17 protein-coding genes are annotated in these 22,973 nt (G+C 51.5%); 14 read left to right on the top strand and 3 right to left on the bottom strand.

Translation table 11 applies throughout. The features are described 5' to 3' along the window. Positions 1–26: 26 nt before the first annotated feature. The 10 genes from KF749_00730 (at position 27) to KF749_00685 (ending at position 13,519) form a co-directional block, all read left to right on the top strand. Positions 27–2,042: a M13 family metallopeptidase gene (locus tag KF749_00730; protein ID MBX2989670.1), complete on the top strand. Its 2,016-nt coding sequence runs from the start codon at positions 27–29 to the stop codon at positions 2,040–2,042. Between the two features lie 118 nt (positions 2,043–2,160). Then, entirely contained in the window at positions 2,161–2,958 is a 798-nt protein-coding gene (locus KF749_00725; protein MBX2989669.1) for an MOSC domain-containing protein, read from the top strand. Further along, positions 2,955–3,953 carry a Gfo/Idh/MocA family oxidoreductase gene (locus tag KF749_00720; GenBank protein MBX2989668.1) on the top strand — a complete coding sequence of 333 codons (999 nt, stop codon included), beginning with the start codon at positions 2,955–2,957 and terminating at the stop codon, positions 3,951–3,953. Before KF749_00725 ends, KF749_00720 begins: the two co-directional genes overlap by 4 nt. A gap of 22 nt (positions 3,954–3,975) precedes the next feature. Then, complete coding sequence (locus tag KF749_00715) at positions 3,976–5,535, top strand: DASS family sodium-coupled anion symporter (GenBank protein MBX2989667.1); 1,560 nt, start codon at positions 3,976–3,978, stop codon at positions 5,533–5,535. A gap of 70 nt (positions 5,536–5,605) precedes the next feature. Further along, positions 5,606–8,140, top strand: a complete 2,535-nt coding sequence (locus KF749_00710; GenBank protein MBX2989666.1) for a TonB-dependent receptor — start codon at positions 5,606–5,608, stop codon at positions 8,138–8,140. Positions 8,141–8,305: 165 nt separating this feature from the next. Then, a complete protein-coding gene (locus KF749_00705) occupies positions 8,306–9,496 on the top strand; it encodes a dipeptidase (protein ID MBX2989665.1) in 1,191 nt (396 codons plus the stop codon). A gap of 6 nt (positions 9,497–9,502) precedes the next feature. After that, a complete protein-coding gene (locus tag KF749_00700; protein ID MBX2989664.1) occupies positions 9,503–11,077 on the top strand; it encodes a hypothetical protein in 1,575 nt (524 codons plus the stop codon). Positions 11,078–11,086: 9 nt separating this feature from the next. Next, on the top strand, positions 11,087–11,770 hold the full coding sequence (locus KF749_00695; GenBank protein MBX2989663.1) for a response regulator transcription factor: 684 nt from the start codon (positions 11,087–11,089) through the stop codon (positions 11,768–11,770). 150 nt (positions 11,771–11,920) lie between these two features. After that, positions 11,921–12,364: a hypothetical protein gene (locus KF749_00690; GenBank protein MBX2989662.1), complete on the top strand. Its 444-nt coding sequence runs from the start codon at positions 11,921–11,923 to the stop codon at positions 12,362–12,364. A gap of 117 nt (positions 12,365–12,481) precedes the next feature. Then, entirely contained in the window at positions 12,482–13,519 is a 1,038-nt protein-coding gene (locus KF749_00685) for a beta galactosidase jelly roll domain-containing protein (protein MBX2989661.1), read from the top strand. A gap of 1 nt (position 13,520) precedes the next feature. On the opposite strand, the gene KF749_00680 is transcribed toward KF749_00685, so the two are convergent. Continuing rightward, positions 13,521–14,477, bottom strand: a complete 957-nt coding sequence (locus KF749_00680) for a CPBP family intramembrane metalloprotease (protein MBX2989660.1) — start codon at positions 14,475–14,477, stop codon at positions 13,521–13,523. A 144-nt stretch (positions 14,478–14,621) separates the two neighbouring features. On the opposite strand from KF749_00680, the gene KF749_00675 reads away from it, so the two are divergent. The 4 genes from KF749_00675 (at position 14,622) to KF749_00660 (ending at position 21,087) form a co-directional block, all read left to right on the top strand. Further along, on the top strand, positions 14,622–16,661 hold the full coding sequence (locus KF749_00675; GenBank protein ID MBX2989659.1) for a carboxypeptidase-like regulatory domain-containing protein: 2,040 nt from the start codon (positions 14,622–14,624) through the stop codon (positions 16,659–16,661). Positions 16,662–16,770: 109 nt separating this feature from the next. After that, positions 16,771–17,568 (top strand): TonB-dependent receptor, encoded by a 798-nt coding sequence (locus KF749_00670; protein MBX2989658.1) that lies wholly within the window; start codon positions 16,771–16,773, stop codon positions 17,566–17,568. 1 nt (position 17,569) lies between these two features. Beyond that, a complete protein-coding gene (locus tag KF749_00665; GenBank protein MBX2989657.1) occupies positions 17,570–20,029 on the top strand; it encodes a T9SS type A sorting domain-containing protein in 2,460 nt (819 codons plus the stop codon). Positions 20,030–20,040: 11 nt separating this feature from the next. After that, on the top strand, positions 20,041–21,087 hold the full coding sequence (locus tag KF749_00660; protein ID MBX2989656.1) for a PorV/PorQ family protein: 1,047 nt from the start codon (positions 20,041–20,043) through the stop codon (positions 21,085–21,087). Positions 21,088–21,100: 13 nt separating this feature from the next. Here KF749_00660 and KF749_00655 read toward each other — a convergent pair whose 3' ends face one another. Together KF749_00655 and KF749_00650 are read right to left on the bottom strand one after the other, a co-directional pair. Next, on the bottom strand, positions 21,101–21,508 hold the full coding sequence (locus KF749_00655; GenBank protein ID MBX2989655.1) for a response regulator: 408 nt from the start codon (positions 21,506–21,508) through the stop codon (positions 21,101–21,103). A 15-nt stretch (positions 21,509–21,523) separates the two neighbouring features. Then, on the bottom strand, positions 21,524–22,726 hold the full coding sequence (locus KF749_00650; protein ID MBX2989654.1) for an aminotransferase class V-fold PLP-dependent enzyme: 1,203 nt from the start codon (positions 22,724–22,726) through the stop codon (positions 21,524–21,526). Between the last annotated feature and the right edge of the window lie 247 nt (positions 22,727–22,973).

Below are 22,973 nucleotides of genomic sequence, written 5' to 3'. Positions count from 1 at the left end.
TGCCTTCGGTACAACGCCGGATAGGAATGCTCATATCATGCTTTGTCATGATGGGCTCGCTTCACGCGCAATCCGGTTACAATCAATCCAAGCCGCTCGATCCCGCAAATATGGATATGAGCGTCACGGCGTGCTCGGATTTCTACCGCTACGCCAACGGCGGCTGGGTGGACAGGAATCCCGTTCCGGCGGCATACAGCAATTGGGGGAGTTTCAGCGAGCTGACGGTTCGCAATGACGAGATTCTCCGCTCCATCCTTGAAGAATCACAAGCAAAGAAGGATGCCCCGAGGGGAACTTCGTACCAGCTCGTGGGAGATTTCTATGCAAGCGGTATGGATTCCGCGGCCGCAGAGGTATCGGGTATCGCGCCGTTGCGGGAAGAATTCAGGAAGGTCGAATCAATCAACACTCTCTCCGATCTGCAAAAAGTGATAGCGCATTTCCATCTTTCCATCGGCAATCCCTTCTTTATGATTTCGTCGCAGCAGGATTTCAAGAACAGTGAAGAAGTTATTGCGAGCATCGATCAGGCGGGATTGACATTACCGGATCGTGATTTCTACGTGAAGGAGGATGATCGGTACAAGAATATCCGGCAGGAATATCACGACTACATGGTGAAGATTTTCAGGATGCTTGGAGATAAGCAGGCAGCGGCAGAGGCGAATGCGAAGATTGTAATGACCATCGAAACACGTCTTGCGCACGCATCGATGACGCGAGTGGAATTACGTGATCCCTCGAAAGTGTACAACAGAATGGCCGTTAGTGATCTGAAGAAGCTCGTTCCTTCCTTTGGCTGGGATACTTACTTGAAGGATATGAATCTCCGGAACGTGGCTTCGCTGAACGTTGCCCAGCCGGAATTCATGAAGGAAGTCAATGCAATGCTGACTTCCGTTCCAATCAAAGAATGGAAAACATATCTGCGCTGGCATTTGATTGACGAGGTTGCGCAGTACCTCGGCAGCAAGTATGTGAATGCCCACTTTGCTTTTCACGGTACCGTGCTGAACGGGCAAAAAGAACTTCAGCCGCGGTGGCGAAGAGTTCTCCGGACAATTGACCGGACGATTGGTGATGCGCTCGGCCAGTTGTACACCGCAAAAACATTCAGGCCGGAGGCCAAAGCCCGTGCATTAGAAATGGTGCACAACCTTCAGGCGGCGTTCCGGGAACGGCTTCAGTCGCTCGATTGGATGAGTGATGCTACACGAAAGAAGGCTCTTGAAAAGCTCGATTCGTTTGTTCCGAAGATTGGCTATACCGACAAATGGAAAACGTATGACGGATTGAAGATCGACAACGGAGCGTACGTGCTGAACGTGCATCGGGCGAATGAATTCGAAACACGCCGGCAGCTGGAAAAAGTCGGCAAGCCCGTTGACCGGACGGAGTGGTTCATGACTCCCTCCACTGTGAACGCGTACTATAATCCGCTACTGAACGAGATTGTGTTTCCTGCGGGAATTCTCCAGCCGCCGTTCTTCGATCCCGATGCAGACGATGCTGTGAACTACGGCGGCATGGGCGCAGTGATCGGGCATGAAATTACGCACGGCTTCGACGATCAGGGCCGGCAATTTGATGCAAAAGGTAATCTCTCCGATTGGTGGACGGAAGAAGATGCAACTCGATTCATCGAGCGTGCAAGGAGAGTTGAGGAACAATTCAATCAATATGTCGCGATTGATACGCTGAGAGTGAACGGAAAACTGACGTTGGGCGAGAATATCGCCGATCTCGGCGGACTTGCAATTGCGTATCATGCCCTAAAAAAGGCGCAGCAGGGGAAGACGACAGAGAAGATTGACGGGTTCACGCCGGAGCAGCGTTTCTTCCTGGCGTGGGCGCAAATGTGGCGGCGGAATTATACTCCCGCGAATCTGAAACAGCGTCTTGTAACGGATCCGCATTCTCCGAGCGTCTTCCGGGCAAACGGCCCGATTGCGAACATGCCGCAGTTCTTTGAGGCGTTCGGCTGCAAGGGTGGCGACTCGATGGTGCGTACCGCTGACAAGCAGGTCAAGATCTGGTAGAATCGAACTGCAAACCAAAACCCGATCCCGGTTGACAAATGTCGACCGGGATTCTTATTTGATTGAGACTGAGACATGAATCAGATATATTGTCAACGTTTGTAGTACTCTTTCGGTCATGTCGATGAGATTGTCAGAACTCAATATCTATCCCATTAAGTCGTGCGGGCTAATATCGTTGCACGAAGCCGACCTTGAGCCTCGAGGCTTACGACATGATCGTCGCTGGCTTGTTGTGGATGATGGGGGGATGTTTATGACGCAACGCGACTTCCCCCGCATGACACTGGTTTCGGTTCAGGTGAAATCCGACTGCCTGTTTGTGCAAGCGCCGGAGATGGAGCCGCTCTTAGTGCCGTTTAAGCCCGACCGCCGCGAACATCTCCCTGTCGTGATATGGGATGACAGTCTCGAAGCCATGCCGGTCGACGGGAAGACTGCCGAGTGGTTCAGCGAATTTCTCGGTGTGCGTTGCAAACTTGTTGTTATGACGGAACGATCGGTTCGACCCGTTGACAAGAACTACGACACCGGGGAAAATGTTGTCAGCTTTGCAGACGGGTTCCCGATGCTGTTGATTTCAGAGGCTTCGCTTGCCGATCTGAATGAACGACTTGAAGTTCCGGTACCGATGAAGCGCTTTCGTCCGAATCTTGTTGTGGATGGCTGCGAGCCTTTCGCCGAGGATACGTGGAAGGAAATCGTAATCGGCGGCGTCCATATGTATGTTGTGAAACCCTGCGCCCGCTGTACGATTACAACCGTTGACACGGCGACGGGGACGAAGGGGCAGGAACCGTTGCGGACCCTTGCAACATTCCGTTCCGTTGGAAATCAAGTGATGTTTGGCCAGAATGTCATTCACGCTGCTCCCGGCAGAATACGGGTCGGTGACGAGGTACGGGTGATTCGATGAACTCTCCGCAACGGAAGATTCGATACGGAATCACGGGGTTTGGCCGCTTCGCGGAAAAAGCAATTGCTCCCGCGATCCGACAATCTCACAATTCAACACTTGTCGCAATTCACAACCGGTCGGTAGCAAAAGCGAAAGTCGCGGCAGCCGCATTGAATATTCCGCTCGCATTCGATTCTGTTGCCGATCTTGCTGCCCATCCCGATGTCGATGCTGTGTTTATCGTGTCTGCGAATTCAGCTCACTGCGAAGAAGCCATTCTGACGGCCGAAGCGGGAAAGCACGTTCTCTGTGAAAAACCAATGGCAATGAATGTTGCGGAATGTGAACGCATGATGGAAGCCTGCAAGCGGAATAACGTCAAGTTGATGGTGGGGCACATGGTCAGGCTTTCGCCTCTTGTGAAAAGAATGAAAGAGCTTGTCCAATCCGATGCATTAGGAAAGCTTGTCCGTGCGGAATCGGATTTTGTGTATGATGGCAGGCTGAGTTCCCGCGCGTGGCTTCTCGACAGAAGGGTGGCCGGAGGCGGTCCGACATTCGATGTCGGTGTCCATTGCCTCGACACATTGAGATTCGTTCTGGATGATGAAGTGATTTCGGTGAAAGGCGAATTGGAACCGGTTCCCGACATGAATCATACCGAGAGTTCGTCACAGCTTCTCCTGCGTTTCTCGCGCGGCACAATAGCGACAATCTTTTCATCGTATGCGTCGCCGATTCGTGAGAGCCGGATTGAACTCATCGGGACAGAGTCAAGAATATCCGCCGTTGATTTCACGGTAAGCGGACGCCAATCCCAATTACGGATCGAGAGACGAAATCTCGACGGTACACACGATAGTGTTGTCGAGGAGTTTGATATTCCAAATCTCTACACCGAAGAAGTAAACCTCTTCTCCGATTGTATCATCAACAACACCGGACCTTTGCTGACCGCCGAAAACGCCGTCAAGAACCAGCACGTACTGGATCAGACAATGGCGCTTCACTAACCCCGTCACTCCACCAACGGCAATGAACAAACGAACATTTGGCGCGCTGCTTGGAGCAACCGTCTTTGCCGTGTTGGCGTTTTTGCCTCCTTTCGAAACGTTCCGCACAGCGGCGCAACAGTTCGCCGGCGATCAGCATGCCGCCCATATTGACACCCTTGCCCGATCGATGCAACTCGTTTCAGGGTTGATGGGCTTGATGGTGATCTGGTGGATTACCGAAGTGATGAAGCTTGCACACACGGCTTTGCTTCCTCTCGCCATCCTTCCCTTGTTCGGCGTTATCGGACTAAGCAACAATCAAGTGCATGAATTCGGTGTGGTCAATACGGCAAAGAACTACTTCAGTCCCGTCGTGATGCTGTTCTTTGGCGGGTTCTTGCTCGCGGGCGCAATGCGTCGGTGGAAACTTGACCGCAGGCTGACGCTCTGGATTCTGACGCGTGGTCGGCTCGCTGAAGATTCCCGCAAGACGTTATTCGGAATGATGGTGGTATCGGCGATTTCTTCGATGTGGATTTCGAATACCGCAACCTGTGCCATGTTGCTGCCTCTGAGCGTAGGTATTCTCGCGTACATCGGAGCCGAGCCCGGCAAATCAAATTTCGGCAAAGCGTTGATGTTAGGGATTGCGTGGGCTGCATCAATCGGCGGGATGGGAACGTTGATTGGAACGCCTCCGAACGGCATCGCGGTTGGAATTCTCAATACCGCATTTGCAGGCGATCCGGCATACCAGCGCATCACGTTTCTTGACTGGATGAAATTTGGAGTTCCTTACGTGATCCTCTTTCTTCCTGTGGCGTGGTTTGTTCTCCTGAAAGTCTTTCCTCCCGAAGTCTCATCCTTCGAAGGCGGGAAAAAGAGATTGATGGAAGAATTCCGCGCACTCGGCCCGATGACAACGGGGGAAAAGGGTTCGATCGTGGTTTTCTTCTGTGCCGTTTTTTTATGGCTGACTCTGCCTTTCCGTGAGCAACTTCTTCCCCGACATATTCTCATTCATATTACGTGGCTGGATGAATATACAACCGGACTCTTTGCCGGAATCTCCTTATTCCTAATTCCCGTCAGCTTTCGCGGGCGCACGTTTCTTCTTCATTGGAAGGACTTCAAGTATGTCGAATGGGGTGCACTGGCGATTGTCGGAGGCGGCATTGCCCTGTCGGATGGCATGTTCAAAACCGGATTTGCTGCGTGGCTTGCGTCAACGTTTGTCTCGCTGTTCGGCTCGCCGACAACGATAGAAATGATGTTCGCCATTGTACTCTTTATTGATCTGTTGACCGAAGTAGCCACGAACTCGGCCGTCATTTCGATGATGACGCCGGTGGTTATCGCCATTGCACAAACTACGGGCGAGAATCCGGTCGCGCTTTCCATTGCTGCCGCGCTTGCCTCGTCGATGGCATTCATGCTTCCGGTTGCAACTCCCCCCAACGCGCTCGTGTACGGGACGGGCTACATCCGGCTCAAGGATATGATCAAGGCCGGTTTCATTCTCGACATTCTGGGGTGGCTGTTTACGATCGGCATTCTGGTGATTTTCGGCTGGTTCATATTCGGAGTATTCTCGCTGTGAAATCAACTTTCCCCCTTTTTTTTCGTAGAACGGAACCGGCAGCCTTTGCTTGTTTGTTTGAATTTTATAGATGAAGAACCGTTCTGAACAACGAATATTTATGAAGCCGATTCGCCGGATTATCAGCCTTTTCATTCTTCTCCTGCCAGTTGTTGGGATGTCGCAACCTGTATCGGGAACGATAGCAGGCAAGGTCTTTCTTCCCAACGAAGATGCTGCTCCCAATGCAATTGTTACTCTTGAAGATACCCGGTTTGGCGCCGCGACGACTGAAGGCGGGTCGTTTGTGATTGACAATGTTCCTCCCGGAACGTACAGGCTCAAAGTGAGATTGATCGGGTATGATCAGGGCGAGCTTGCTGTTGTTCGTGTCCGCGCAAACGAAACCTCGACTGTTTCCGTGAGCCTGCGTGAGAACGAAATAGAACTTGCCCAGATACTCATTACAGGAAGCAGGCGACAGGCGGCCGAGGATACGAGAGCAAGCGTCACTTCCATGACACCGAAAGACGCAAAGTACCTTCCGGGTGCTGCCGAAGATGTGTTGCGCGGTTTGCAGGCACTGCCGGGTGTTACCAGCGTCAGCGATTTCTCGTCCCAGCTCGTTGTGCGCGGCTCGGGGCCGGATCAGAATTTGATTATGATTGACGGATTCGAAGTCATCAATCCGTACCGGCTGTACGGAGTGGTTTCGATGTTCAATCCCGAAACTGTCAGTGACATCAGCCTGCAAACAGGCGGCTTCGCTGCGCAGTATGGCGACCGGCTTTCTGCAGTAATTGATGTGAAGAACCGTGAAGGTCGCAGCGACGTGCCGCTGGCCGCTAAGCTTAATTTCAGTCTCACCAACATGAACGTAATCCTCGAGGGCGCATTGCCGTTCGACGGGTCGTCGTATCTGCTTTCTCTTCGAAGAACATACTACGACCTTATCCTCGGTCCGGTTCTCAAGAGGAACAAGCTTGTGGACGGGGATGTTGCTTTGCCGAATTTCCGTGACCTGCAATTCAGGGCAAGCGTGCCCTTCGGCGAATCGAACAAGATAATTCTCAATGCCCTCACGTCACGTGACGGCGTCTCACTCATTTCCGGAGCCGAACGTGACCGCGCCGACAGCGTAAGCTTCTTTGATGAATCCTACAACTCAATGGTTGGTGCAACGTGGCAGTTCAATCCCAGCAAGAACCTGATTGTCAACACGCAGGTTTCGTTCTATCAAAACACAGGCGCAGGCGCTTTCGACGGCACCTTCGTCGATCCTTCGCAGAACTCCGGCAGTATCGGGAGGGGCGATACGCTGAATCTGAGGTTCGTCCGGTTTGCGGTGGATTATGATTACATCTACACAAAAACCTCGCTGGCCCAGCGGTTGTTCTGGAACTCCGGCAGTCACACCATCGAAGGAGGGTACGGGGTTGATTTCCTTCGCACGGATTTCATACGGTATTTTCAGATCGACAAGACATTGAGAGACTTCATTGTTCAACGCGGGTTTGCCATTCCAACTGACGAGACAGAAACGGTCCGTTACACTCGCTACAATGCGTTCTTGCAAGATCGCATTTCAATTGATGACCGCCTGTTCATTCAGCCGGGGGTGAGGTTTGATGTGTATCCCTTCTTGAAAAAGACTGTGCATGTTTCGCCCCGCATCAACATTTCCTACAAACTGAATGAACTGACAACCCTGCGGGCCGCGTACGGAACATACTACCAATCGCCGGGGATGGAGAAGCAGAATTTCCAAGCCCCAATCACGTATAATGATCAGGCATTTGCAACGCTTGTGCCGGAAGAGGCCCGGCATGTGATTCTTGGGTTTGACAGAATGGTTTCGCCTGCGTGGCAATTCAAGCTGGAAGGATATTACAAAGGGTTCAGGAATGTGATTGCAGCGCAGAAAATGACCGGATCCCGGTGGTATTCCCAACCGACCGGTGACAGCCTCCGAAGCGTTCGCGGGTGGACTACTCCAGTCAAGATTCCCAGTGATTCCCTCACCTCCGTTCCAGTCAATGATGCGACGGGCCGGTCGTACGGCTTTGAAGTCATGTTGCAGAAAATCAGCGGACAGCCGACCGACAGACTGACGGGATGGGTCAGTTACGCGCTGTCGTATGCCGATCGGGATCGTGATGGAGTACGCTCTCCGTTTCTGTTCGATCAGCGACATGCAATGAATGTTGTCGGAAACTTCCGGTTTGCCGACGCCTGGGATGTCGGCATACGGTACACGCTGCGCTCAGGCAGGCCGTACGCTATTGCATTAGGCGTGAAGCCAAGGGTTGTGGTTGCGACAATCAATGGCGTGGAAACTCCGGTATTGCAAACCGATTCGCGGGAGAGAGTTCTTCTTGACGTTGACTATGAACGCGACAGGTTTTCAGGCAGACTCGACCCCTACCAATCGCTTGATGTTCGACTGACAACATATCCCTCGTGGTGGGGGCTGCGATGGGCATTCTATCTCGACGTGCAGAATGTGCTTAACAGGAAAAACGTTCAAAACCAGAATTACTTTGTTGATGAATCGGGTTCTCTGCGCACACGAACAATAAACGGCATTCCCATCTTTCCCTCACTCGGATTCAGTATCAATTTCTGAAGCTCCTGCACGAATCCGGTGTTGCTTCATCTACTGCAAATTTCTACCTTTGAACAGCAAAATGCCGGGTTCGTCGGCCTGTACGGAAGTTGCTCCGTTTAACTCACGCATTCTTGAATATTTCGGAGAGAGAAATTGTCTGCAAAGATTCTTGCTGTTCTTTCGATTTCGTTTGTTGTCACTGTGTGTTCTGATGCAAAGAAGGAAATCCAATCCGAAGCAGAACGATCCGGCACGGAGCCTTCGACTCCCTTTCTCATTGTCGATACGCATATTGATGTGCCCTATCGCCTTCAGGAGAAGATGGAGGATATTTCCGTCCGCACATCCGGAGGCGATTTCGATTATCCGCGTGCCAAAGATGGCGGCTTGAATGTGCCGTTCATGTCCATCTATGTACCTGCATCATATGAGGAAAAGGGAGGCGGCAAGAAGTTCGCAGACCGTCTGATTGATATGGTGGAGAAGTTTGCAACCGACGCGCCCGACAAGTTTGCTGTTGCGCATTCCGTGGCGGATGTCAGAAATCACGTGTCGAACGGGCGCATTGCCCTTGCCATGGGAATGGAAAACGGAACGCCGATTGAAGGAAAGCTGGAGAATCTCAAGCATTTTTATCGACGGGGAATCCGGTACATCACGCTGGCCCATTCACGCAACAATCATATCTGTGATTCATCCTACGACCCGAAACGGAAATGGAATGGTTTGAGTCCGTTCGGGAAGCAAGTCGTTGACGAGATGAATCGCCTCGGTATCATGATTGACGTGTCGCATATTTCCGACAGTGCCTTCTACCAGGTCATCCGACAGACGAAAGCGCCTGTAATTGCTTCCCATTCATCGTGCAGGCATTTCACTCCGGAATGGGAACGAAATATGAGTGACGAGATGATTGTCGCGTTGGCAAAGAACGGCGGTGTCATCCAGATCAATTTCGGATCGGAGTTTCTGCGGGATGATGTTCGTAAACGATCGGAGGAACGCCGTACAGCGCTGAACAAATACTACGAAGAACACAAGCTGAAGCGAACAGATGCCGAAGCTGTCGCGTACGCCCGAAAATTCAGGGAAGAAAATCCGCCGCTGTTCGCCGATGTGTCGGATGTCGTAGCCCACATCGATCATGTCGTCAAGCTTGTCGGTGTTGACCACGTCGGTCTCGGCTCCGATTTCGACGGCGTCGGCGACTCGCTTCCGACCGGATTGAAGGATGTGTCCCAGTATCCGAACCTCATCCGTGAGCTTCAAAAATCCGGATATTCCGAAGCAGACATCAGGAAAATTTGCGGGGAGAATACTATGCGCGTATGGTCTGAAGTGGAGGCCCTGGCACGTTCGCTTCAATCCCAATAGCATGATGTGAAAACACTTGCAAAGCCTGCACGCCTCGCAATAGTCCTGCTATTGCTGGTGCTTGTCCCCGCGTTGATGTTCACTGTGTACGAGTTGACATCGCTCAGCACCACCGAGCAATTGCTGGACGAAATCTATACACGCCAGCTTGATGCAATTCTTTTTTCCGTGAACCAGCATGCCTGGGATGTTGTCAACAGTTGGGCGAACACTGTGGCGCAGAACGTCGAAGGCCGGCCGGATTCAGTGCTACCCTTGCTTGGCGCGCAGGCATCCGCAATCTCGGCACTGTTCTTTGCCGACTCCCTTGGGAGAATTCTTCATCTCTCTCGCACAGCCGGGAATTCAGAGATGCTGCCTGCAGATTCTGTTGACCTCGCCGGTACGCTTTCCCGCCAATCCGGGCACTTCCAACGACTTGCGCGCTACGTCAAAAGCGGCTACCGGAAGCTTGAGCCGATCGGTGCAGAAGATTTCCGACGAAATCATCAGGACGTTATCGTGGCGTTTGCGCTGGCAGACCAACAGGAGATATCCGCAGCCGGTTTCGTGATACGTGCCGATGCATTCATTCGCATCGTGATCGCTCCGAAGCTTCTTGACGTTGCGGGGAACGAATTTGTACTCGGTGTTCTTTCGAAAGGGAACAGAGAGCCTGTCGTCAACACAAGCCCTGTTACTGCCGCGGAACTCAAGCAGCAAAGAGCCTTGTGGCTTTTTCCGGATCATTCGCTGGGCATCCGCCTGAAGGGAACAACAGTTGCGGATATTGTTCGTGAACGAACAACGCAGAACACTGTTCTCATTATCATCCTCAATCTCGTCGTGATTACCGGTGCATGGCTCTTGTACCGGACGGTTCGCCATGAAATGGAACTCGTGCGGCTGAAGTCGGATTTCGTATCGAATGTTTCCCACGAATTGCGGACTCCCCTTGCGCTGATTCGCATGTTTGCGGAAACGTTGGAGATGGGAAGACTTCGCAGTGAGGAGAAGAAGACGGAGTACTACGGCACGATCGTGAAGGAATCGGAACGGCTGACTCGACTCGTGAACAATATCCTCGATTTCTCCAGAATGGAGGCGGGCAAGAAACAATACACCTTCGGGCAAACCGACATCAATACCGTTGTCGGTTCCGTACTCAACACATACAGTTATCATCTGCAGAATCACGGCATCGAGCCGCTTGTCCGTCTTGCTGACGGGTTGCCGGTTATTACAGCAGACTCCGAAGCAGTAACGGAGGCTGTTATCAATCTGATTGATAATGCAATCAAGTATAGCAAAGAAGAGAAGTTCTTGCGTATCGAGACGAAGATGGTTGCTTCCGGCATTGCAGTGGAAGTTGAGGATCATGGTGCCGGGATTGCACCCGAACATCAGAAGAAAATCTTCGATACATTTTATCGTGTGTCTGAAGGACTTGTCCACAATACGAAAGGAAGCGGCCTGGGGCTTTCCCTCGTGAAACATATTATGGACGCTCACGGCGGAAAGGTGGAGCTCGACAGCACGATAGGCAAAGGAAGCACGTTCAGACTTGTGTTTCCGAACAAACATCTCCGGAAGAAAACCTGAGTCAGAAGCATGGCAAAAATCCTTGTAGTTGAAGACGAGCCGACAATGCAAATCGGCCTGAGAGACAATCTCGAATTTGAAGGATACGACGTAAATGTCGTGAATAACGGAAAATCCGGATTGGAGGAACTCATCAACAATTCGTACGACCTTGTTGTGCTCGACGTGATGCTTCCGCAGATGTCGGGTTTCGATGTCTTGAAAAAAGCCCGTGAAAAGGGGATCGGCACGCCCGTCATCATGTTGACGGCGAAAGGGGAGGAGATCGACAAGGTTCTTGGATTGGAACTCGGTGCCGATGACTACATGACGAAGCCGTTCAGTCTCCGCGAGTTGATTGCCCGCGTAAAAGCGGTGTTACGAAGGCAACAGTCGGGCGCTCAGGCGTTGTCTGTTCAGATGAAGCTCGGCGATGCAGCAATTGATTTCGCGGCATACACCGCAACACGCGACGGCAAGGAAGTGGCGATGACGCCGAAAGAATTCGAAATTCTCAAGTTTCTCTGGCAGCATCGCAACACTGTGGTAAGCCGCGACCAACTCCTCACAAATGTGTGGGGATATGACGAGTCCATCAGCACTCGCACGGTTGATAATTTTGTCCTCAAACTGCGACAAAAACTTGAGGCCGATCCGTCACATCCCCGACACATCATCACTATTCATGGAACAGGCTACAAGCTGATCGTGTAGAAGAGATGCCTGTTGCATCATCACGTCCAATTTCCTGAGTGACATTCTTTTACAATTGCTAACGCTGTTTGGACATCTTCCACAATTCCTGCCCGTAGATTATGGCAGAAGTTCCAACTAAGCAATTGCACAAACCCAATGGAGGATGTCATGAAAACAAAGAAAATGGCCTATGCAGTGTTGGTAATGTCAACACTTTCGGTTGCAGCTTTCTCCCAAACCAATTCCGGCACCTACTTTTCAGAGGCGAGTTCTGTCAGAGGGGCGAATCTGGCAAAGGCAGAGAAGCAGTATGCTAACTGCCTGAAATCGGCGAACGACGGCGTGGTTGAATCTGCGCTTGCTCACGTTGCATTGCTGAAACTGATGAACCCGGAAAGAGACTTTGCATTGGTAGCGCCCGCGGTTGACGTGGTTGCCGGAACGAACCCGTCACCGGAAATTCGTTATAAGGCATATCTGGTAAGCAACGTACTCCGGAATCCCGAATTATTCTCCGGCGAGGCCCGGACAAGCTATGAATCGCCCGATGAGTTGTTTTCAGTGCTGGCAAGCAGAATGAGCGCATTGATAGCCAGCGCGATCGGGAAGTAGGTTGTTGGTGACATCTTTTTACATTCAGTGACCGCAAAGCGACATCCGTATGTCTGAAGTATTGTATCTTTCTAATGAACAGGAATGACGTACAGGCAGATCGAATGTGAAACCAATATGAAGCGTCAGATCGTATACCGCACAGTTTTTCTCTTGACGTTCACCCTCACAACGGTGAACTCATATGCTCAAGAACTTCGGCTGCTTCATGACTTGAGGGGGAACTGGAAGTTCGAGTTGGGTGACGGAAAACAGCGCGCAGAGGCTGCATTTGATGACAGCAAATGGGAATCAATTTACGCTCCGTCAAAATGGGAGGATGAAGGTTTTCCGGGGTATGACGGCTATGCCTGGTATCGCAAACACTTCCGTGCAGAAGCGAATTGGAAGGACAAATCGCTGTATCTTCGTCTCGGGCGGATTGATGATGTCGATCAGGTGTATGTGAATGGAAAGTTCGTCGGTTCGTCGGGGTCGTTTCCCCCGGCCTACGAAACTGCGTACCATTGGGAACGTGAGTACTATCTTCCGGCGTCGTACTTGAACATTGCCGGTGATAACGTGATTGCCGTCCGTGTGTACGATGATCAACTTGGCGGTGGCATGTATGAAGGAAGGTTGGGGATATATGAAGACGTTAAGGCGCTGACGCCTGAAATTCAGCTTGCGGGAGAATGGCGATTCTTGACAGGAGATGATATGTCGTGGAAGAATCTGAACGTCAACGACAGTAACTGGCCGAAGATCAGCGTTCCGGGATATTGGGAGCCGCAAGGCCATGCGGATTACGACGGATACGCATGGTACAGAACACGCTTTCGTGTCCCGACCGGAATGGCAGCCAAACGGTTGATACTTCTTCTCGGAATGATTGACGACTTCGACGAGACGTATCTCAACGGCACCCTCATCGGCAAGACGGGGACGATGGGTGAGAATGTCCGCCATTCAAATACATGGCAGGAGATGCGTTCGTATACGATTCCTTCCGGTACCCTCATCGAAGGCGGGGAAAACGTGCTCGCCATTCGGGTGTTTGATGGATACAGGGATGGAGGAATTTACCAGGGCCCGATCGGTATTGTTACCCGTGAGAAATATTTGAAATGGAGGAATTCGTCAAAGCAGGATTGGTTTGATTGGATTTTCAGATGAATTATCTCACAAACATCTGCAATGTTCCCGCCACTTCCATAAGGTAGGCAACGCCAAGATGCAGAATCACTCCGCCGTAGATGGAGTTCGTGCGATACGAGATCACTCCCAACACCATCCCTCCAACAATCGATCCGATAGCCTCTCCCATCGGCTTCTGAAAATGAATGAATGCATACACTACCACCATCGGCAAAATCGCCCCTGAACCAAGGTACCGGGCAAATGCCATCACGAGAAACCCGCGAAAAATCAGTTCTACAAAAACAAAATCCACTCCGTAGCACACCTCAAAGAATCCGATAAGCAACGCTTTCTCAATGCCGGCAGCACTTGCGGGCAATCCGAACTTGAACCTGGGATACGCCGACTGGAAATCCGCGCCGAAAGAAGCGGCAAGAACCACGGGAACGAGAAAGAGTAATATGGCGAAGTATGTTTTCAGGTTGATGTTGGATGAACTGAAACCATAGAAACGGGAACGGCTTCTATCGTGTACGTGCCAGTACAGAGCAAGTGGGATGATGATGCCAAGTCCCGGCAGCAGGTTGGAGGCGTATCGCGCAAAATACCAAAGATACGGCAAGGCGATTTCACCAAACAGAGAAGGAGACTGCCGTACAGTATATGCAGGAACGTTGTGCAGCGTTACGTAGAGTGCGAGCAAAGCAAAGCCGAACACGGCAAGCAAGTAGAAATTCCTCTCACGAAAGAACCTCCGTTCATGAGTAAAGATTGCGTACAAACAAACAGTCACACCATAGGGGATACTGTAGAAGAAAAAGTAGAAAATAAACTGATGAAGCGGATGGGCGAGTTTCCGAAGGGCGGCAACTTCTGCATCAAACCCGTAGTTGACTGCAAAGCAAAGTGCCAGAAAAATTCCGGTTGAGGCAAACAGCCGGATATTCCATTGTTCATCAAAGTATTCTTGCAGATACGAGAGAATGCGTTTCATGTGTGCCCAAGTGTGTTATTCGGACGAATACGATGGGTTTATGATAATGAACGGCTTTTCAAATTGAAAGTAGCTTGTTGGGATTTCTCTTTTGATATGATTTTGTTATCTTAGGCCAGCACAACGTATCAGTTTGCTGCCTTTATGTCCGTCTCATTACTCACCCGACGTCTGGTAGGAAGGCTCTTCGTTTGCCTCTGCATCTCCGGTGCAGCCGGTCACATAGCTATTGCTGCCAACGGAAATATTTCCGGCAGAATAACAGATGCCGGCTCGCAAGGACCGCTGGTTGGCGCTACCGTTCTTCTCAAGAATACCCTGCGCGGCACCATCACCGATTCACAGGGTTTTTACTCACTCGACGAAATCCAGCCAGGCAGTTACACAATCCAGGTTACGCATGTAGGATACGGAACTGTATTGCGTTTGATCCGGGTTGGAGTTTCCGAAACAGTCACAGTTGACTTTGCCCTGATTGAGAAGGAAGTGGAATTTCCGGACGAGGTGATTGCATATTCACCAGTCGTCGACCCGGGCCGAACAACACCCAAAACAACTCTCACCAAGGGCGATATCAGCAGTCTTCCGCTCCGATCTCAAGAATCCGCTCTAACGGTAAGTCCCTCCCTCTACAAGGGGTTCGTCCGCGGCGGACGGCAATATGAGACGAAGACATTGATAGATGGCGTGGATGTGACGGATCAATTTCACGCGGCCGCAAGCGATCAAGTTTCCGTTACCCCTTACATGGTGTATAACGCAATTATGCGACAATCACAGGCGAACCGCTCGTCGCTTGTCAGCCTGAATGCACTATCGGTTGACGAGACGAATGTGTTGGCAGGAACGACAAGCTCCGAGTACGCAAGCGCGACAGGCGGGGTAATCGAGTACAATCTTCAGGCTCCTGCGCCGGAATGGACAGCGAAAGTGAATGTGAGCTTAAGTCAGTTTGGCCTTGCTCATGCCGGTCCACGAATCTACAATGATGATTCAATCTATACTCGTGAACGTGCCGGGTTGTTAAACAAAAATACCGCCGCCGACTCTACGAAAGCAAAACTATACACCTACACGCCGGGAAAATACTCATACGGAGAACGGCCCACTTTCGATGCCGAATTCTCGTTCGGAAGAGAGTTTGACGAGGGAGGAATCTTCCTTACAACACGCTTCTTCAATTCGTATGGCAGATTGCCGAATGAATTTACGAGGCGAATCAATTCCACCGTACGGATGAACGTTCGACCTGCTGATGAGATGAATCTCACAGGTTTGCTGATTGTGGAGGACAGGGGCCGCATGTTGGGATGGAAGAACCGGGACTATGCCGACGATTTCCGTTATTTTCTTGAAGGGGTGCCGAAGTGGGATGGAGTGAATGTTGTCGGCAGCGTGAAGTTCTCGCAAGTTCTCACATCAAATCTGCTCTATGAAGTTCAAGCGAGTTTCGTGCGTGATCTGATGCGTCGGGGATTCTCCGACGACAATAATGACGGTATTATTGCACTGGATGAAGATGGCGACTTTCTTACCTTCGGAGATACCGCGCAGGTAAACAGATACATGGCCGCCAATGACGGAACCCAGTTCGAAAAATTCTTCACCCCAAAACCGCGCAACGAAATCGGAAGCGAGACAACGCTGGGCGGCAACATACCCTGGAAACTCGCCCGTCCGGGTATTTTTTATGAGCGATTCGTGAATTCTGTCTTCACTCTGAAAGGAGATGTGTCGAGCAGGCTTTCCACACATCATCAACTCAAAGCGGGAGCCCAGTTTCGATTTCACAACCTTGCCCGGACACTCCGCGCTGCATATATCGGCGGTGTGTTTCCGCAGTACAAGAATTATGTGGAAGAGATCTGGAACATCAAACCGAAGGAGTACGGCTTGTATGCTGAAGACAGAATAGAGCTGGAAGGGTTGATACTGAATCTCGGATTTCGTCTTGATGTCCTGGATCTCTCTGCCGGCGACTACGCAGACTATTTCGCGCCGTTTCGTGATGACACGACGTTGGTGAACGGCAGTGTCACGGATCTCCGGCGCCTTCCCGTTCGAACCGACAATGCCTCATCGAAAATCTTGTTTTCTCCGCGGCTTGGTGTTTCACATCCGATAAGTGATAGAGCGGCACTGTACTTCTCGTCTTTGAAAGCCAGCAACAGTCGCAACTGTTGAGGCTGTACAGCAACTATAACGACTTCGGCAACCCGTCTCTCCCCAAGTCACAACCCGGACGAATCAGGACCCGATCCGTTCCACCAACTATGATTTGGGAATTCAATGGATGTTTGCGGACAACTACGGCATTGACATCAATGCCTACTACAAAGACATAGAGAACTACGGGACGATCATGTTCTCCGTAACACCTCGCTCTCCGTGGCGCGGGTACAACATAAGCACGAATTTCGGCTATGCTGACTCCCGTGGCGTAGAGTTTACTGTTCGTTCACATCCGACGGCGGTTCTTGATTGGCTCACATTGGGAGGAAGAGTATCCTATTCATACAGCTATATCAAACAGGCCGTGTACGCCGGAGGCAATGTCACGACATTCTCCTCGGCGAGCGATAGTGCCCGCTACAACGGCCAACTGCCTTTTGATGACATTCGTTCATTCAATACTATCGAACGCAATGTGTTGGGGGGAAGTAGCACGCTAACGGGTGGCTACGATCGGACACACAGAATTGCCTTCAATCTACTCTTTCGATTTCCGCTCGGCATCTCATTGTCCGGTGTCGGGATGTTTCAAAGTGGATTCTACTATCCGCTCACACTGGGCGATCCTCGTGCACGCGAACTTGGCGTTGCCCCATGGAACCGGCGGATTGATTTGCGCGTAGAAAAAGTCTTCACCGTCGAACGTATCGCCCGCATCGCTCTGTATGTTGATATTATGAATGCATTCAATTGGACGAACATTGCAGCATACAATTCTTCGACTCTTGGGCAGGAGGCATGGGAAAAATACGGCGACCCGACGGGCGGCTCGAAAATCAACCGGGCGGTTACGCAGGACGGGTCGATGGTGTACGATAATCCTCGTGAGTTTTACTTCGGTATGAACATCACTTTCTAATATGCGAACGGTTGTCGTCATACTGTTTCTGATCGTATTGGAATTGTCTGTCTCGTTTTCGCAATCGTTTCTTGTTCCCGCAAACGGAGCAGGGATTATGGTGGGTGGCGAATTGTGGGATTCGTTTCACCCGCCGAATGCAGGGGCACTGTATGTCGAAGCGAATCAACCTGTCATTGCGAACATCCTCCGAATGGGAAACGTCGATCGAACCTGGTCAACCCCGACACACATGTGGCCCGGCGGCTGGACAAACGGCAATTTCTGGGGAAAGAATACCTGGCTCACGGAATACAATCCCGATTCCACTTGGAACCCTCCCGAGATTGGCGGCCAACCAAACCCCGCGTATAAAGCAACTTCGGGAAGTTACTATGCGTTTGGCGCATATAAATCAACTGTCGTCGGTGCGAACGATCCCAACCGGAACTACACTGCCGAAACGCGATGGGTGGATGCCGCAAAACGCCATCACGCGCTCTACGAGGCAGGTTGGCCCACGAATATCGGCGTTGATGTGAAGATCAGAGTTCATCAATTCTCCCTCAACTGGAACAACTTCAACGACTTCATCATTGTTGAATTTACGTTCAAGAATACCGGTATTCTCGATCTGAACGCCGACGGTGTTGCTGAACGAACAGGCAACAATATCCGGGCGCTTACGCTGATGGTGAATGGCGAGTTCATGTGTTCCTACAATCTCGGTCGTTCAGCCGGACGTTCGAACCGCTTCGGCGCAACGCGGGCCATCGGCTATGTTGGCGATAACGATCCGAATGGTTCGCCGTGGGATATGATGGTTGGATTTCCGGGAGAAAGCGGCGCCGGTTTGAAAGACATGGGCTTGAATGATTTTCCGTTGCGGTTCTATACTGATGTGTGGAGCGGTTGGAGCTGGCTTGCAGTAAAGCAGGGGAGCAGCAGGTCTGATTCCCTTCATCTTCTCGCCGACAAACAAACGTTGTACGGCACCCATCCAATCGGTACAGGAAGCAGGCGGGGTTGGTACATTTCGGGCGGACAAGGCCGCGGCCTGAATGTTCGCGAATTCAGCCACAACGATCCGCGAAGCATTCATACGGCCGCTATGGGCGTGTGGTACCGTGACGGGGGAAAAACCAGGGACGATTCGCATCCGCTACGCCTTGATCCGAATCCTGAATTTTTTGCTGGCGGAACGTCAGGCAATCCAACGACATTCATCCCCAAATCAAACCCGTTGCGACCAAACGGCGACCGGAAACTCTTTTCAGATGAAAACCCTGCCGCTTTTGAGGTGAATTCGTATGAGCCGGGCTGGACAAAAGGTTTCAGCGCCCCGAACAACTTTGATGGCGATATGTTCAGTGGCGTGGGGCCGTTTTCCCTTCACGAGGGGGAGAGCATAACGGTTGTATGGGCTGAAGCGGGTGGTTTCCGGTTACAGGGGATTCAAAATGCAATTGCCGCGGCACGATGGGCGTTTGAGAACGGGTACGCTGTTCCCGAGCCGCCACCCGTACCGGACTTGCTGGTTGAGAACACCCTCTCGAAATCTGTGAAGATTCGATGGGACGATCGGGCAAACGCGCATCCCCGTTTTGCGGGCTACAAGATTTACAAAGCATCGCTCGCCAAACAAATCAATTGGCTTGAGGCCGGAATGCGCGGACTGGATTTGTATTGGATGAATACAACCCCCGGAGCAACCCCGCAGAGTCTTCTCTCTCCCGCAAATCCCAATTTTGCCGCACAGAGTTTTGTTGAGGGACGGAACGGCGTTCCCGATTCGTGGGGGCCGTATGAACTCGCTGCGATAATCCCGGCTGCGCAGTTGGGGTCTGTAACAGATCCTTCGTCGCACGGCTATACGTACACGTGGGAAGACAAGCAGGTGGATCTTGGTTTCAAGTATTGGTACTACGTTGCGGCCTATACTCACGAGACAACGCCGGTGGATTTGGGACCTTCGTATGCGGGATTGAACAACCCGGCAACAAGCACGCTTGAAACATCGAACCTGAACCGCAATGGTGCAAGCGGGCTGTGGATGGACACGTATCCGTTTGCGGATTTGAACAGCTTCTTCCCGAAAACGGCTGCTGGTCAAAAAGCTATTGGCGCCGGTTTCGTTGTGAAGTCGGCTGTCTCCGACCCCGGCACACTTGCAAGCGGAGCGGCCCGGATTTCCGTCAAACCGAATCCCTACAAAAAGAAAGCGCTGTTCGACAGCGCCGTTGATCCGTTCGACCACAAAGTTACGTTTTACAATCTGCCTGCAAGGGCGAAGATCACTATCCTTGATGTATCGGGGCAGATTGTCAAAGAGATTCGCTTCGAAAGCAACGACCCGAACAACGGAAGCGTGTTCTGGGATTTGTTTTCGAAGGATGGAATCGAAGTAGCAAGCGGCCTCTACGTGTACGTTGTAGAATACGACGGCGGGAAGCATGTCGGCTATTTGTCGATTCTGAGGTGAGGTCAACAAGCATGAAAGCGCTGATACAAAGTTCGTTACCGTCCCGTCTGTTCATCGGGGTGATGCTGGCAACGGGAGTACTCTCTGTCGCGTCAGTATATGCTCAAACCCGAAAAGCAGGCCTTACCGGAGCTGCGTTTCTCAAAATCGGTGTCGGAGCAAGGGCAGTGGGATTTGGTTCGGCAGCAACAGCATTGACTGGTGATGTAAACCAGATGTTCTGGAACCCCGCGGGGATTGCATTGCGGCCCGGTGACGCACTCGTGCAGGCGACATTCGGGTACAATAAATGGATAGCAGACCTTGGCCATCACAGTGCCGCGGTTTCTTACAATTGGGAGAATGTCGGAACGGTTGCAGCGGGATTTATTTCGTTCGGCATTTCCGGCATCCCCGCCGACCGGGATGTACCTGTCGATCCGGCGCTGATCCAATTTCAGATTGACCGGAATGCCTCGGCAACGTATGACTACCGGGATGTTGCATTTCAACTCAGCTTTGCGCGCTACTTCACGGACAGGCTTTCGCTCGGCATTACGGCGAAAATCGTCTCTCAGTCAATCGACGGCTTGAGCACGGGGGTTCTTGCTTTCGATGCAGGCTCGGTGTATGCGATCGGTGTTTTAGACTGGAAGATTGCGGCGCGGTTCAGCAATCTCGGCTCGGACCTCAAATTCTATGACATTGCCTACGGCTTACCGCTTTCCTTCAGCATAGGAACGGCAATCTCTCCCCTCAAGTCGGACGAGCATGAACTGATGTTCGCTCTTGACGCAGTGAAACCCCAGGACGGGCCGCAGTATTTCTTCAGCGGTGTAGAGTACACGTTCATGAATATGATTTCCTTTCGGGGAGGGTGGAAATTCAACTACTCGGGAACGGATGACGGCGGCAACTCATCCCGTGCGGCCGTCAACAGCACAATCGAGGGATTGTCTGTGGGTGCCGGTGTGCGGACAACTGTTCAAGGTTTCGATATCGGCGTGGACTATGCCTTCACGAAGATGGAACTACTGAGTGCCGCCCACCGCGTTTCACTTCAGTTAGGAATAAAGTAGGACGAAGAGGAAGCTAATTCATCCTGCTTGCTGCTTGCCGCAACTGCTGAATCACTGCAACAAGCGTATCACCATCTATCGGCTTCTGCAGGAATGCGTCAATTCCCGCAGCGATGATTTCTTTCGATGAATAGAACTGTGAGTACGCCGTTACCATGATAATCGGGAACCCGGGGCGTTCCTTTTTGGCCTTTCGGGAAAACTCAATCCCGTTCATCTTCGGCATATCAAGATCGACAATGGCCATGTCGGGCACGTCGGTGTTCATGAGTTCGAGGGCTTGTTCGCCGTTTCCCGCCTCGATAATGTCGAACTTATTGGAAGCAAGGAGATGCTTGAGGGCGACACGAAACTCTTCATTATCATCGATGAGGAGAATCTTCAGTTCAGGTTTCATGGCATTTGTGTTTTGTGAGTTCATGATTCCCCCGGTGGTTTAGTTCAGTTGTTGAATAGCTTCCTGAGTTGCGGAAATCGCAAGCTCAATTTCAGTTGCAGAATTGTAGAAATGCGGCGCATAACGGAGCTTGCCATCCCGCAACGCGATAGTCATATCACGGCGTTCGAGTTGCCGGAAAACGGATTCGGCATTCATCCCTTGAGCGAATTCAACAGTGACAATCCCTGCCCTATGGTTCATCTCGTCCGGCGTCAAAACCCTCACACCGTCAATCGAACGGAGGCCCTCAAGAAGCAACTGCGTCAGGGTGAGGATGTGCCCCTCGATTTCTTCGAGTCCGAATTCCAGCAGCGTAGAGAGGGCTGCCTCCATTCCCCACAACGAGGGGATGTTCTTCGTTCCTCCCTCAAATCGTCTTGCCGATGAGGCTAAGGACTGTTCGTAGTCGAAGAAATTCCACGGTTCTTCGACGGAAAGCCAACCAACGTGTTCCGGCTGAATTTTGGACTGTAGTTCTTCTGTAACATACAGCCAACCCGAGCCGTGCGGACCCATCTGCCATTTTTGGCACCCCGCCGCGAGTGCGTCAATCTTCATGTGCTGAACATCCAAACGAACCGCGCCCGCAGCCTGGATTCCATCCACCACAAAAACAATCCCTTTGTCCCGGCAAAGTGAACCGATTGCAGCAAGGTCTGCACGGTAACCGGTGAGAAATTGAACGGCGCTCAATGCCACCAGTGTTGTTCTCCCGGAAATCGAATCAGCAATCAACTGCGGGGTTGGGTGGCCTTTGCCTCTCGGAATGACATCGATTTCGACTCCGAGACGCTTCAAATTGAGGTACGGCCACACATTTGCCGGAAACTCATCCTCATGCAAAAGAACCCTATCCCCGCTTTTCCACTTCAGCCCCGAAGCGACAACATTCAGCGGATCCGAAGTGTTCGTCAAAAGGGCTATACGCTCGGTTGATTCTGCACGTATCAGGGCCTTTACGCGTTCTCTGCATTCTGCAATTTTCGGCACATCAAGAGACAAGTATGTATCAATTGAGCCTTCTGATCGTTCCTGCAGGTGAAGCTTCATCGCGTTAACGACTCGAGTTGAGAGGGGAGACGTTCCTGCATGATTAAGATAGATCGTGCCGGTTTTTGTGTGGGGGAACAGGGTTCTAGCTTCTGCCAGAAACTTTTCAGTAAGCAACTCTGCCTTCTCTTGTTCAAGAACCGCGTGCATAGGGCGCTGTAATGGTTGATTTCGTTGAGGGCAGATCGGATGCTCCTCAACCTTCAAAAAATACCAAGTTGGGGGAGCAGAAGCAAAGGAATTGTGCCGGCCCGGAAAAGCAACCGAGTGCACAATAGTAGCCACCAACGGGATTCTTGGGGCGGCATACGTCGGGCTTTTTGCGGGATTTTGAGCGGCACGATGGTTGCACATCAGGCTTCAATACATCCGATTTGCGCGCAAAAAATCCGGAGAC

The sequence above is a fragment of the Bacteroidota bacterium genome, assembly GCA_019637975.1.
GTDB lineage: Bacteria > Bacteroidota > Ignavibacteria > UBA10030 > UBA6906 > CAADGV01.
Note: the sequence above shows the minus strand (reverse complement) of the source record. Positions and strands in the feature narration are given on the sequence as shown.